General features: G+C 74.1%; 15 protein-coding genes. 14 read left to right on the forward strand and 1 reads right to left on the reverse strand.

From position 1 onward, the window contains the following. The 11 genes from ACZ6SD_RS03270 to ACZ6SD_RS03320 form a co-directional block, all read left to right on the forward strand. The coding region (locus ACZ6SD_RS03270) for a hypothetical protein (protein WP_465315255.1) at positions 1-236 on the forward strand (236 nt) is incomplete at its 5' end. After that, complete coding sequence (locus ACZ6SD_RS03275) at positions 229-1,224, forward strand: HAD hydrolase-like protein (RefSeq protein WP_465315256.1); 996 nt, start codon at positions 229-231, stop codon at positions 1,222-1,224. The genes ACZ6SD_RS03270 and ACZ6SD_RS03275, both read left to right, overlap by 8 nt. 42 nt (positions 1,225-1,266) lie before the next feature. Further along, positions 1,267-1,455, forward strand: a complete 189-nt coding sequence (locus ACZ6SD_RS03280; RefSeq protein WP_465315257.1) for a hypothetical protein — start codon at positions 1,267-1,269, stop codon at positions 1,453-1,455. Positions 1,456-1,458: 3 nt separating this feature from the next. After that, positions 1,459-2,265, forward strand: coding sequence for a TlyA family RNA methyltransferase (locus ACZ6SD_RS03285; RefSeq protein WP_465315258.1), 807 nt, complete (start codon positions 1,459-1,461; stop codon positions 2,263-2,265). Further along, positions 2,262-3,152, forward strand: a complete 891-nt coding sequence (locus ACZ6SD_RS03290) for an NAD kinase (protein ID WP_465315259.1) — start codon at positions 2,262-2,264, stop codon at positions 3,150-3,152. Before ACZ6SD_RS03285 ends, ACZ6SD_RS03290 begins: the two co-directional genes overlap by 4 nt. Before the next feature lie 64 nt (positions 3,153-3,216). Beyond that, positions 3,217-4,992 (forward strand): DNA repair protein RecN, encoded by a 1,776-nt coding sequence (recN, locus tag ACZ6SD_RS03295; protein WP_465315260.1) that lies wholly within the window; start codon positions 3,217-3,219, stop codon positions 4,990-4,992. A 130-nt stretch (positions 4,993-5,122) separates the two neighbouring features. Next, the gene (steA, locus tag ACZ6SD_RS03300) at positions 5,123-6,307 is read left to right on the forward strand and encodes a putative cytokinetic ring protein SteA (protein ID WP_465315261.1); all 1,185 of its coding nucleotides are present in this window, start codon (positions 5,123-5,125) and stop codon (positions 6,305-6,307) included. Further along, the gene (locus ACZ6SD_RS03305; RefSeq protein WP_465315262.1) at positions 6,304-7,245 is read left to right on the forward strand and encodes a copper transporter; all 942 of its coding nucleotides are present in this window, start codon (positions 6,304-6,306) and stop codon (positions 7,243-7,245) included. The genes steA and ACZ6SD_RS03305 overlap by 4 nt, the downstream gene beginning before the upstream one ends. A gap of 135 nt (positions 7,246-7,380) precedes the next feature. Next, positions 7,381-8,205 (forward strand): hypothetical protein, encoded by an 825-nt coding sequence (locus ACZ6SD_RS03310; protein ID WP_465315263.1) that lies wholly within the window; start codon positions 7,381-7,383, stop codon positions 8,203-8,205. A 174-nt stretch (positions 8,206-8,379) separates the two neighbouring features. Next, positions 8,380-10,080 (forward strand): CTP synthase, encoded by a 1,701-nt coding sequence (locus tag ACZ6SD_RS03315; protein ID WP_465315264.1) that lies wholly within the window; start codon positions 8,380-8,382, stop codon positions 10,078-10,080. Between the two features lie 23 nt (positions 10,081-10,103). Next, positions 10,104-10,742, forward strand: a complete 639-nt coding sequence (locus tag ACZ6SD_RS03320) for an NUDIX domain-containing protein (protein WP_465315486.1) — start codon at positions 10,104-10,106, stop codon at positions 10,740-10,742. Positions 10,743-10,757: 15 nt separating this feature from the next. Here ACZ6SD_RS03320 and ACZ6SD_RS03325 read toward each other — a convergent pair whose 3' ends face one another. Further along, complete coding sequence (locus ACZ6SD_RS03325; RefSeq protein ID WP_465315265.1) at positions 10,758-11,270, reverse strand: DUF1707 domain-containing protein; 513 nt, start codon at positions 11,268-11,270, stop codon at positions 10,758-10,760. 93 nt (positions 11,271-11,363) lie between these two features. Between ACZ6SD_RS03325 and xerD the strand changes: the two genes are divergently transcribed. The 3 genes from xerD to ACZ6SD_RS03340 are packed head-to-tail and all read left to right on the forward strand — an operon-like array spanning position 11,364 to position 12,885. Continuing rightward, on the forward strand, positions 11,364-12,299 hold the full coding sequence (xerD, locus tag ACZ6SD_RS03330; RefSeq protein ID WP_465315266.1) for a site-specific tyrosine recombinase XerD: 936 nt from the start codon (positions 11,364-11,366) through the stop codon (positions 12,297-12,299). Positions 12,300-12,310: 11 nt separating this feature from the next. Further along, on the forward strand, positions 12,311-12,514 hold the full coding sequence (locus ACZ6SD_RS03335) for a hypothetical protein (RefSeq protein WP_465315267.1): 204 nt from the start codon (positions 12,311-12,313) through the stop codon (positions 12,512-12,514). Positions 12,515-12,570: 56 nt separating this feature from the next. After that, entirely contained in the window at positions 12,571-12,885 is a 315-nt protein-coding gene (locus ACZ6SD_RS03340) for an ArsR/SmtB family transcription factor (protein ID WP_465315269.1), read from the forward strand. The last annotated feature ends 124 nt before the right edge of the window (positions 12,886-13,009 follow it).

Genomic DNA, 13,009 nt, shown 5'->3' on the forward strand with positions numbered 1-13,009 from the left:
GTGCGCTGCCGACGCGGGCGCTGCCGACGCGGGCGCTGCCGACGCGGGCGCTGCCGACGCGGGCGCTGCCGACGCGGGCGCTGCCGACGCGGGCGCTGCCGACGCGGGCGCTGCCGCGGCTGGGCAGGCGGGGGATGACACGGGCGGCCAGGGCGAGACTGCTGGTGACGATGAGGGTTCGGTGGCTGGCGAAGGTGTGGGGCGGGCCGAGGACGGGCAAGCCGCGCGATGAGTGATCGTCTGCTCGACCTCTACGACGCCGTGCTCGCCGACCTCGATGGGACCGTTTATCGCGGTGGTGAGGCGGTTGCGGGGGTGGCCGAATCCCTCGACGCCGCGCGGGAGCGTGGGGTGGTTGTTCGGTTCGTGACCAACAACGCCTCCCGGGCGCCCCTGGCGGTGGCCGCCCACCTCACTGGGCTCGGGGTCGCCGCCCAGGCGGGGGAGGTCAGCACCAGCGCCCAGGCGGGCGCCGTGCTGGCCGCCCAGCACCTCGACGCGGGCGCCGAGGTGCTGGTGCTCGGCACGGACGCCCTGGCCGCCGAGGTGGCCGCGGTCGGGCTGGTTCCGGTGCGCGCGCACGGGGACCGCACCCAAGGCGTGCTCCAGGGGCTTTCCCCCGATCTGTCCTGGCGGGACCTCGCCGAGGCCGCCGTCGCCATTCGCGCGGGGGCGGTGTGGGTGGCGTGCAACGTCGACCGGACGCTGCCGACCGAGCGGGGGCTGCTGCCGGGCAACGGGTCGCTGGTGGCCGCGTTGCGGGTCGCCACGGATCGGGAGCCGTTGGTCGCGGGGAAGCCTGCCGCGCCGTTGCTGACCGAGGCCATTCGGTCGGCGGGGGCGGAGCGGCCGTTGGTGGTGGGTGATCGGCTCGACACCGACATCGCGGGCGCGGTGGCCGTCGAAGCCGACTCGCTGCTGGTGTTGACGGGGGTTTCCACCGCGTTCGACCTGGTGCGCGCTGAACCGCACGAGCGGCCCACCTACGTCGCGGCCGACATTCGGGCCATCACCGAGTCGGCGGCGACGCTGGAGATCGGGCCCAAGGCCGGGTGGGACGTGCGGCTCACCGCCGACCGGCGGGTCGAGGTCAGCGGCGACGGCGACCCGCTCGACCTGCTGCGGGCGCTGTGCGCGACCTGGTGGGACGCGGGCTCCGGGCCGCTGGCGTTCGCCGCCGAGCATCCCGCCCTGGCAGTCCTCGGACTCACCGGACCGCGCTGACCACGCGCGGGCCCCTCGATCGGATAGCGTGGAGGAGTGCAGGTGGATTTCGACGCGGCCGGGCCGCGACCCGTCCCCGGGCCGCCGTCGCCGACCCAGGACGCCGCCATCGACGCGGCCGTCGCCGGGCTCGACGGCCTCGACCGGCTGCCCGTCGCCGAGCACGTGGAGCGGTTCGACGCGGTGCACATCGCGTTGACGGCCGCGCTGGCCAGCATCGACAAGGTCTGACCGGTGCCCAGACGGGCGCGTCTCGACGCGGAACTGGTGCGCCGCGGGCTGGCCCGCTCCCGCGACCACGCCAGTGAGCTGATCGCGGACGGCCGGGTCACCGTGCGCGGCTCCGTCGCCACGAAACCTGCCACCGGGGTGGAGACCGACGCGCCCGTGGTGGTGCGCGACCTCGTTGACGACCCCAACTGGGCCTCCCGGGGCGCGCACAAGATCATCGGCGCGCTCGACGCGTTCGCCATTCCGGTCGAGGGCAGGCGGTGCCTGGACGCGGGGGCGTCCACCGGGGGCTTCACCGACGTCCTGCTGCGCCGCGGCGCGCGCCAGGTCGTGGCCGCCGACGTGGGGCGCGGGCAGTTGGTGTGGCGGCTGCAGAACGACGAGCGGGTCATGGTGCTGGACAAGACCAACGTGCGCTCGCTGACCCCCGACGCCATCGGCGGGCCGGTCGACCTGGTGGTCGCCGACCTGTCGTTCATCTCCCTGCGGCTGGTCCTGCCCGCCCTGCTCGCCTGCGCGGGCGAGGGCGCCGACCTGGTGCCGATGGTCAAACCGCAGTTCGAGGTCGGCAAGGAGCGCCTGGGCTCCGGCGGCGTCGTGCGCAGCCCCGAGGTGCGCGCCGAGGTGGTCACCCGGCTGCTCAAGGCCGCGGGCGACCTCGGCCTGCGCGCCTGCGGCGTGGTCGCCAGCCCGCTGCCCGGACCCTCGGGCAACGTCGAGTACTTCGCCTGGCTGCGCCGGGGCGAGCCCCTGGCCGAGGACGACGCGGCGGCGCTGGTCGAGACCGCCGTCCGAGAAGGGCCCCGATGAGCACGGACCGAGAGATCCTGCTGGTGGTGCACACCGGCCGCACCGAGAACCGCCGGACGGCGGAGAAGGTCGCGGGCTGGTTCGCCTCGGCCGGGGTGCGGCTGCGGGTGCTTGACGACGAGGCGCCCGACCTCGACCCGTGCTGCTACAGCCGGGTCGTCCCGCTGGGCCCGGACGCCGCGGTGGGCACCGAACTCGTGTTCGTGCTCGGCGGCGACGGCACGCTGCTGCGCGCGGCGGAGCTGGCGCACCCGGCGGGGGTGCCGGTGCTCGGGGTGAACCTGGGCCGCGTGGGGTTCCTCGCCGAGGCCGAGTCCGACGCCCTGGAAGAGACCGTCGACCTGGTCGTCCGGCAGGGCTACCGGGTCGAGGACCGGATGACCGTCGACGTCATCGCCACCCTCGACGGCGTGGTCCTCGCCGACACCTGGGCGCTCAACGAGGCCAGTGTGGAGAAGAGCAGCCGCGAGCGCATCCTGGACGTGCGGATCGAGGTGGACGGCCGCCCGGTGTCCTCCTTCGGCTGCGACGGCGTGCTGTGCGCGACGCCGACCGGGTCCACCGCGTACGCGTACTCCGCGGGCGGGCCGATCGTGTGGCCGGACGTGCAGGCGATGCTGGTGGTGCCGAGCAACGCGCACGCCATGTTCTCCCGGCCGATGGCGGTGTCGTCGCACTCGGTGGTGGCCGTCGAGGTCGACCCGGGCGGCCACCCGGCCGTGCTGTGCTGCGACGGCAGGCGCACCTTCGACATCCCGCCGGGCGCGCGCATCGAGGTCAGGGGCGGCCGGATGCCCATCCGGCTGGTGCGGCTGCGCGACGACCGGTTCACCGACCGGCTGGTCGACAAGTTCGCGCTGCCGGTGCAGGGCTGGCGTTCGCGGTGATCCGGTGCACGGCCCGACACCGCTGTCACCGGGAGCCGCTAGGGTGCGCCCTGTGCTAGCCGAGATGCGCATTCAGGACCTCGGCGTCATCGACGAGGCCACGCTCGAACTCCACCCCGGCTTCACCGTGGTGACCGGTGAGACCGGTGCGGGCAAGACGATGGTCGTCACCGGACTGCACCTGCTGTCCGGTGGCAGGGGCGAGGCGTCGCGGGTCCGCAGCGGGAAGTCCAAGGCCGTGGTCGAGGGCCGGTTCGAGAACCTGACCGGCACGCCAGCCGCGACGGTCGCCACCGACGCGGGCGCCGAGCCGGACGAGGACGGCAGCCTGATCGCGCTGCGCACCGTCGCCACCGACGGCCGCTCCCGCGCGCACGTGGGCGGCCGGTCCGTGCCGGTCGGGGTGCTGTCGTACCTGGCCGAGCAGCTCATCGCGGTGCACGGCCAGAACGACCAGCTCCGGCTGCTGCGGCCCGCCGAGCAGCGCGCGGTCATCGACCGGTTCGCTGGGGACGCCGTCGCCGACGTGCTGGCGCGCTACCGCTCGGTCCGCGAGGAGTGGTTGGCGGTCACCGCCGAGCTGACCGACCGGACCACGCGCGCGCGGGAACTGGCCCGCGAGGCCGAGATGCTGCGGCTGGGGCTGGACGAGATCACCGCCGTCGACCCCCGCCCCGGCGAGGACGTCGAGCTGGTTGACCAGGCCCGCAGGCTCGCCGACGCCGACCAGCTCCGCGAGGCGGCCACCGGCGCGAGCTACGCCGTGGCGGGCTCCCCGGACGGCGACCCGGACATCCCCGGCGCCCTCGGCCTGATCGGCGAGGCGCAGCGCAGGCTCGCCGGGGCCGACGACCCCCGGCTGCGCGACCTGGAGCCCCGGCTCGCCGAGGCGGCGGTGCTGCTGACCGACGTCGGCGCCGAGCTGACCGCCTACCTCGACGGCCTCGACGCCGACCCGGCCGCCCTGGAGCGGGTGCTGGCCCGGCAGGCCGAGCTCAAGGCGATCACCCGCAAGTACGCCGCCGACGTCGACGGCGTGCTGGCCTGGGCGCGTGACGCGGCCGACCGGCTCGCCGGGCTCGACACGTCCGAGGAGGCCTTGGGCGAGCTGGCCGCGCGCAAGAGCGCGCTGGCCGCTGAGCTGGCCGAGATCGCCGTCGCGCTCACCGCGGCGCGCGCCGAGGCGGCCGACGAGCTGGCCAAGGCGGTCACCGACGAGCTGGGCGGCCTGGCCATGGGCCAGTCCAGCATCCAGATCAGCGTGCGGCCCAAGCCAGCCGAGGCGGGCGACGCGCTGGCCCTCGACGTCGGCGGGCAGTCCCTGCACGCCGGTCCCGATGGGGTGGACGAGGTGGAGCTGCTGCTGGTCGCGCACGACGGCGCGCAGCCGCTGCCGGTCCACAAGGGCGCGTCCGGCGGCGAGCTGTCCCGGGTGATGCTCGCCATCGAGGTGGTCCTCGCGCACTCCGAGCCGGTGCCGACCCTGGTGTTCGACGAGGTCGACGCGGGCGTCGGCGGGCGGGCGGCGGTGGAGATCGGCCGCAGGCTGGCCCGGCTGGCGCGCACCCACCAGGTGATCGTGGTGACGCACCTGGCGCAGGTCGCCGCGTTCGCCGACCGTCACCTGATCGTGGACAAGGGCACGCACGGCGGGGTCACCCGAAGCGATGTGCGGACCCTGGACGAGACCGACCGGGTGGTCGAGCTCGCCCGGATGCTCGCGGGCATGGAGTCCACCGAGACCGGCCGCGCGCACGCCGAGGAGCTTCTGGCGCTGGCCGACGGGGAGAAGCACGACTGGGAGCTGACCGGGCGGCCGCGGCCCAAGCGCAAGCGCTGACCCGAGGCGAGAATCCGTCAGCTCGGCCCGCCTGCCAGGCGAAATTCACCCGTTGGTGCCATCACCCGGCAGAGGGAAGGCGGGCGTGGCGCGCGCGTTTCGCGGCCGTCGCTTTGTCACCATGCGCACCATGAAGCTCCCCGGATTGCTAACCCGGTCCCGGTCATCCCTACCCGGAATCACCGGTGTCGCGCGGGTCGACCGGCGCACCGGCGACCTGTTGCGCCGGGTCGCGGCGGGCGACGTCGTGGTCCTCGACCAACTCGACCTCGACCGCGCCACCGCCGACGCCCTGGTGCGCGCCGAGGTCGCGGGCGTGGTCAACGCCTCGCCGTCGATCTCCGGCCGGTTCCCCAACCTCGGCCCCGAAGTGCTCGTCGGCGCGGGGATCCCGCTGATCGACAACATCGGGCAGGACGCGCTGCGCGCCATCCGGGAGGGCAGCAGGCTGCGCCTGCACGAGGGCGGGGTGTTCATCGGCGAGCGCGAGATCGCCCGCGGCGTCCAGCAGACCCCCGACTCGGTCGCCGAGCAGATGATCGCGGCCAGGACGGGCATGTCGGCCCAGTTGGAGGCGTTCTCGGCCAACACGATCGAGTTCCTGCGCCGCGAGCGCGCGCTGTTCCTCGACGGCGTCGGCGTGCCCGAGCTGCGGACCCCGATCCGGGACCGGCAGGTCGTGGTCGTCGCGCCGGGGCACGAGCACGTCGCCGACCTCAAGCGGCTGCGCCGCTATCTCGGCGAGCACCGCCCGGTCCTGATCGGCGTCGAGTCGGGCGCGGACGCCCTGCGCGCGGCCGGGCACCGACCCGACGTCATCGTCGGCGACCCCGAAGGGATTTCCACCGAGGCGCTGCGCTGCGGCGCGGAGATCGTCGTGCCCGCCCAGACCGACGGGCACGCCCCCGGCCTGGGCCGGGTGCAGGACCTCGGGGTCGGCGCGGTCACCTTCCCCGCTTCCGGCAACGCCGAGGACTTGGCGCTGCTGCTGGCCGACACGCACGAGGCGAGCCTGGTCGTCACCGTCGGCTTTCAGGCCACGCTTCGCGAGTTCCTCGACCGCGGCCGGTCCGGCTCCAACCCCTCGACGTTCCTCACCCGGCTCAAGCTCGGCAGCAGGCTGGTCGACGCCAAGGCCGTCGCGGCTCTGCACCGCAACCGGGTCTCCGGGTTCGCGGTGGCGCTGCTGGTGGTCGCCGCGCTGGTCGCGATCGCCGCCGCGATCGCGGTGTCGGGAATCGGCGGGGCGCCCGGCGACTGGCTCGTCGCCACCTGGAACTCGACCGTCGCCTGGCTCGGAGGGCTGTTCTCGTGATCTCGCTGCGCTACCACGTCATCTCCATCGCCGCGGTGTTCCTCGCGCTGGCCACCGGGGTCGTGTTCGGCTCCACCACGCTGAGCCGCCCGCTGCTGTCCGGGCTCAACGCGGACAACAGCGACCTCACCGCCAAGGTCTCCGGCCTGGAGGCCGAGCGCAACGGGCTCGACGCCCGGCTCGCCGACGCCGACTCGTTCGCCGCGACCGTGGGCCCGCTGGCCGTGCGCGGGGTCCTCGACCAGCGCACGGTCGCGCTGGTCAGCACCGCGGACTCGACCCCGGCCGACCGCGACGCGATCAAGACCCTGGTGGCGAGCGCGGGCGGCACGGTCACCGGCGAACTGCGGCTCACCGACGCCTTCGCCGACGAGAACCGCGCCGACCAGCTCAAGGACATCGTGACCCGGCTGCTGCCCGCGGGCAAGCAGCTTCCGGTGGCCTCGGACCCGGGCACCCTCGCGGGCGGCCTGCTCGGGCCGCTGCTGCTCATCGACAAGGTCAGCACCCAGCCGCAGGTTTCCCCCGAGGAGTCCGCCGCCGCGCTCGCCGGGCTCACCGAGGGCGGGTTCGTGCTGGCCTCGCCGGACCTGCGGCCCGCGCAGCTGGTGGTCGTGGTGACCGGCGGCGCGGCCTCCGGCGACGGCGCAGGCGACCGCGCGGCGACCATCGCCCGGTTCGCCACCCAGGTCGACCGCTCGGGCTCCGGCGCGGTCCTCGCGGGCCGGTCCGGCTCGGCGGAGGGCTCCGGCCCGGTCGGCGTCGCCCGCGCCGACGCGGCCGCGACCTCCATTTTGTCCACTGTGGACAACGTGGACGCCCCGGCCGGGCGGATCGTGACGATCCTGGCGCTGGGGGAGCAGCTGGTGGGCAAGGCGGGCCGCTACGGCAGCGCGGGCAACGCCCAGGCGACCGCTCCCGGGCTCGCCACCGGCTAAAAGCGGGTCCCGATCGACGGAAAAGCCGGTCCCGGACGAGTGGGAGGTGCCCTGACCAGCTCATTTCCGATCCCTCGCCAACCGATGTCGCCCAAGGCGGGCGGGCGTTCCGCCCGCGAAGGCAAGGGAGTGGGAATGAGACAGGTCAAGGCAGCACGGGTCCTCAGCGTGATCGCGGCGGCGGCGCTGGCCGCGGGCGCGCCACCGGCGGCGGCCACTTCGCCAGCCGCCGCGGTCACGGCCGCGGTGGTTTCCGGAGCGGGTGAGGCTCCGATGGTCACGTGGCCGGTGGCCGCCGGGCAGTCGGACAGGGCAGGGGATGCGCAGGCCGACGTCGCCGGGGTGACGGTCACCCGGTCGGTGACCGGCGGGCTGGCGGGTCGGGCTCCCGCGGGGGTGGCGGGGCTGGGGTCGGCGAGTTTCGTGCGGGACGGCGGGGAGCCGGTCGAGGTGGGGCCGCTGGCAGTCTGCTCGCTGGGCGGCCCCGCGGCCAACAGCGCCGAGGAAGTCAGCGTGCCCGGCCTGCGGTTCGCCGGGGGCGGTTCCACCTGCGCGACCACGGTGGTCGACCCGGACGACCACGTCACCACCTCCGCTGTCGAGGCCGTCGGGCTCGGGTTCGAGATGTCGGCGCTGGTCCCGCTGGGCGGGCCGCGGCTGCGCTTCGACCGCTACCGGGTCAGCTGCGCGGCCACCCGCGGCGGCACCACCGTGAGCTGGGAAACGGGCGGGATCGCCGGGTTCGGCGAACTGCCCAACCCGGTGCCGGTCGACCACCGGCAGGAGATCACCACGGCCGAGGGCGCGGTGCTGGCCACGGTCACCTTCAACGAGATCGCCCAGCCGCAGCGCCCGGACGGCAGCATGGCGCTGACGATGGCGCGCATCCGCTTCCAGCCCGCGTCCGGCATCGCGGGCGAGGTCGTCGTCGGGACCGCGGCCTGCTCGCCGACCCCCTGACCGCCGGTCCGCGCCGCTCCGCCGGGTCCGCGCGACACGGCGGAGCGGCCGTGCGCCGGCCGGGGTAGCTGGTGTTATCGTGAGGTCCCGTGGAACGGCGGGTGCGCAGCCTGTCGCCGCAACCGCTACGGCCCGCTTAGGCGATGGCCTGGATCTACCACGGGAGCCTCGTTGGTGCAGCACGCTCGGACGACCAAGCACGTCTTCGTCACGGGAGGCGTCGCCTCCTCATTGGGCAAGGGGCTCACCGCGTCCAGCCTGGGTCAGCTACTCACCTCGCGCGGCCTGCGGGTCACCATGCAGAAGCTGGACCCGTACCTCAACGTCGACCCGGGCACGATGAACCCGTTCCAGCACGGCGAGGTGTTCATCACCGAGGACGGCGCCGAGACCGACCTCGACATCGGCCACTACGAGCGCTTCCTCGACCGCAGCCTGTCCGGCAGCGCGAACGTCACCACCGGGCAGGTCTACTCGGAGGTCATCGCCAAGGAGCGGCGCGGCGAGTACCTGGGCGACACCGTGCAGGTCATCCCGCACATCACCGACGAGATCAAGGCCCGCATCCGGGCCATGGCCGCGCCGGACGACACCGGCCGCGCGCCGGACGTGGTGATCACCGAGGTCGGCGGCACCGTGGGCGACATCGAGTCGCTGCCGTTCCTGGAGGCCTGCCGCCAGGTCCGCCACGACGTGGGCCGCGACAACGTCTTCTTCCTGCACGTCTCGCTGGTGCCCTACCTCGCGCCGTCCGGGGAGCTCAAGACCAAGCCGACGCAGCACTCGGTGGCCGCGCTGCGCAACATCGGCATCCAGCCCGACGCGATCGTCTGCCGCGCCGACCGGGAGATCCCGGACGGGCTCAAGCGCAAGATCGCGCTCATGTGCGACGTGGACACCGACGCCGTGGTCGCCGCCCCGGACGCGCCGTCGATCTACGACATTCCCCGGGTGCTGCACGGCGAGGGCCTCGACGCCTACGTGGTGCGCCGCCTGGGCCTGCCGTTCCGCGACGTCGACTGGACGGTGTGGGGCGACCTGCTCGACCGGGTGCACAAGCCCAAGGAGACGGTCCGCATCGCGCTGGTCGGCAAGTACGTCGACCTGCCCGACGCGTACCTGTCGGTCACCGAGGCGCTGCGCGCGGGCGGGTTCGCCCACCGCGCCAAGGTCGAGGTCGTGTGGGTGCCCTCGGACACCTGCGAGACCCCGGTCGGCGCCGCCGCCGCGCTCGCGGGCGTGGACGGCGTGCTCATCCCCGGCGGGTTCGGCGTGCGCGGCATCGAGGGCAAGATCGGCGCCATCACCTACGCCCGGGTCAACCGCATCCCGACCTTGGGGCTGTGCCTGGGCTTGCAGTGCATGGTGATCGAGACCGCGCGCAACCTGGCGGGCATCCCCGACGCCAGCTCCGCCGAGTTCGACGACACGGCGAATCCGGTGATCAGCACCATGGCCGACCAGAAGGACGTCGTGGCGGGCGAGCGCGACATGGGCGGCACGATGCGGCTCGGGTCGTACCCGGCGACGCTGGCCAGTGGCTCGGTCGTGGCTGGCGTGTACGGCGGCCGGGAGGTCACCGAGCGGCACCGGCACCGTTACGAGGTCAACAACGCCTACCGCGACCGGCTCGCCAAGGCCGGGGTCGTGTTCTCCGGCACTTCGCCCGACGGCCACCTGGTCGAGTTCGTGGAGCTTCCGGCGAAGGTCCACCCGTTCTTCGTCGGCACCCAGGCGCACCCGGAGCTCAAGAGCCGCCCGACGCGCCCGCACCCGCTGTTCGCCGGATTCATCCGCGCGGCCATGGACTACCTGCTGGCCGAGCGGCTGCCGGTGGAACTGGATGAGCCCGTGAGCGCGGCGGCCCAGGCATGACCGACCTGAACGACGGCACCGAGATGGCCGCTGAGTTGGACGACAGCGCCCGGCACGTGTTCGACCTGGTGTCCAGCCGGGACATCCACGTGGGCAAGATCCTCGCGCTGCGGCTGGACGAGGTGCGGATGCCCGGCGGCTCGACCGCGCGCCGCGAGGTCGTGGAGCACCTGGGGGCGGTGGGGATCGCCGCGCTGGACGACGAGGGCAACCTGGTGCTGATCCGGCAGTACCGCCACCCGGTGGGGGAGCGGCTGTGGGAGCTGCCCGCCGGGCTGATCGACCACGCCGGGGAGGACCCGCTAGCCGCGGCGAAGCGCGAGCTCGCCGAGGAGGTCGGCCTCGCCGCGAGCGACTGGTCGGTGCTCACCGACGTGGCGGTCTCGCCCGGGTTCACCGACGAGGCCGTGCGTGTCTACCTCGCCACCGGGTTGTCCACTGTGGACCGTGAGGTGCTGGGGGAGGAAGAGGCCGACCTGACCGCCCGCCGCGTCCCGCTCGGGGAGGCGGTGCGGATGGTGCTGGCGGGCGAGATCGTCAACGGCGCCGCCGTCGCGGGCGTGCTCGCCGCCTACGCCGTCGACTCCGGGGCGGCGCCCGCCCGCGCCGCCGACGCGCCGTGGCCGGGCAAGCCGACCGCGTTCTCGGCCCGCCAGGGCTGAGCGCGGCCGGTCGGCTCAGTCGCGCAGGCGCCTGCCGTAGCCGTCGGTGCCGCCGTTGACCAGCAGGATGATCCCGTCGATCAGGCACCACAGGCCGAACCCGCCGCAGGTCAGCAGCTGGGCGACGGCGATGCCGGTGTGGCCGGTGTAGAAGCGGCCCGCGCCGAAGGGCACCAGGATCTGCAGCAGCCCGGCCACGACCTTCGACTTGTCGGAGTACTCGCCCCACTGCGGCTGGACCGGCGGGTACGGCCGCACCGGCACGTACGGCGGGTAGTGCGGTGTGACCGGGGGCGGCGGCGCTGGCCAGACCGGCGGGGCCATGAACGGCGGGTAGGGCGCGGGCAGGTCGGCGAACAGCGGGCGCAGGTCGCCGCGGTTGACCGCGTCGACGGCCTGGCTCACCCGCTGCTCGTATTCGGCCAGGCTGAGCCTGCCCGCGGCGAAGTGCTCGCCGAGGACGCGGATGGCGTCCTCCCGCTCGACGGTGCCGATACGCACCGAGTCGGGCCCAGCGGGTTCGCTCACGGTCGTCACGATACGTCAGACGCGAGGCGCGGATCGTCGGTTTCGTCCGCGTGCCACCGTTGTCCGGACCGGCGTTCGGGCTACGCTCGCGCCGTGGCCGACTTCGGGAGCCAGCCCGCCGCGGCCGCGCTGCGGACCTATCTCGACCATCTGGCCGTCGAGCGCGGCACCGCCCCCAACACCCTCGACGGCTACACCCGCGACCTGCGCCGCTACCTCGACCACCTGGCCGCAGAGGGAATCGCCGACCTCGCCGACGTGGGCGAGCGGCACGTTTCGGCGTTCCTCGCCGTGCTGCGCGAGGGCGACGCGGAGCACCCGCCGCTGGCCGCGTCGTCCGCGGCCCGCGCCCTGGTCGCCGTGCGCGGGCTGCATCGGTTCGCCGTCCGGGAGGGGCTGACCCAGCACGACGTGGCGCGCGCGGTCAAGCCGCCGACCCCGCCGCGCAGGCTGCCCAAGGCGCTCCCGGTGGACGAGGTGCTGCGCCTGCTGGACACCGCGGTCGGTGAGGGCCCCGGGATGCTGCGCGACCGGGCGCTGCTGGAAGTCCTCTACTCGACCGGCGCCCGCATCTCCGAGGCGGTCGGCCTGGACCTGGACGACATCGACGCCGTCGAGCGCACTGTCCTGCTCGACGGCAAGGGCGGCAAGCAGCGCCTGGTCCCGATCGGCCTGCCCGCCCTCGCCGCGGTGGACGCCTACCTGGTCCGCGCCCGGCCAGCGCTCGCGGCCCGCGGCCGGGGGACGCCTGCGGTGTTCCTCAACCTGCGCGGCGGCAGGCTGTCGCGGCAGAGCGCGTGGACCGCGCTCAAGGCCGCCGCCGAGCAGGCCGGGATCACCGCCCCGGTCTCCCCGCACACGCTGCGGCACTCGTTTGCGACGCACTTGCTGGAGGGCGGCGCGGACGTGCGGGTCGTGCAGGAGCTCCTGGGGCACGCGTCGGTGACGACCACCCAGATCTACACGCTGGTGACGGTCACGACACTGCGCGAGGTGTACGCGACCTCCCATCCCCGCGCTAACGGCTAGAGGTTTCGGACATGGCAGCCGCCCTGGACGCTGGCCGCCCCGTCCGCTGGGGAATCCTCGGCGCGGGCGCGCACGCCGCGACGGTCGGCACCGTGACCTGTCCGCGCGCCGGGCTCGCGGAAAGCCCGCTGGTTCCGCTCGCCGACACCGTGGGGATCCTGGCGCTGCTCGACGGCGTGCGCGGTGACCTGGGCGTGTGTTACCCGGCCGACTGACGGACCCCTGCCGTTACGGCGCGCACTCGCCTAATGTTTGCTGCCGGAGGTGCGCGATGGGCGAACTAGACGAACCCGAGGTCGATCGGTTGGTCCTGCCCGAGGTGCTGCACGCGTTCAGCGACCCGACCCGGCTGGCCGTGATCACGCAGCTGTCCGACGCGGGGGAGCTGTCCTGCGGGAACTTGGACGTGTCGGTGGCCAAGTCGACGCTCTCGCAGCACCTGCGGGTCTTGCGTGAGGCCGGGGTGACCCACACCCGCCGCGACGGCAACCAGCGCTGGCTGTCGGTCCGCCGCGCGGACCTCGACCGGCGCTTTCCCGGCCTGCTCGACTCCATCCTGGGCGCCGTGGAGCGCGTGAACAGCTGAGAAGTGTCTCGGCGGAGGTCTTGACAACCGCGCGGTGAATCGTCGGCGAGCCGCGTTGGTAGCGGGAACCCGCCCCTTTACTCTGCGGTAGTCAGGATCGCGAGGCGACAAGGAGCTAGATCGC

This window comes from Actinokineospora sp. NPDC051303 (assembly GCF_055586285.1).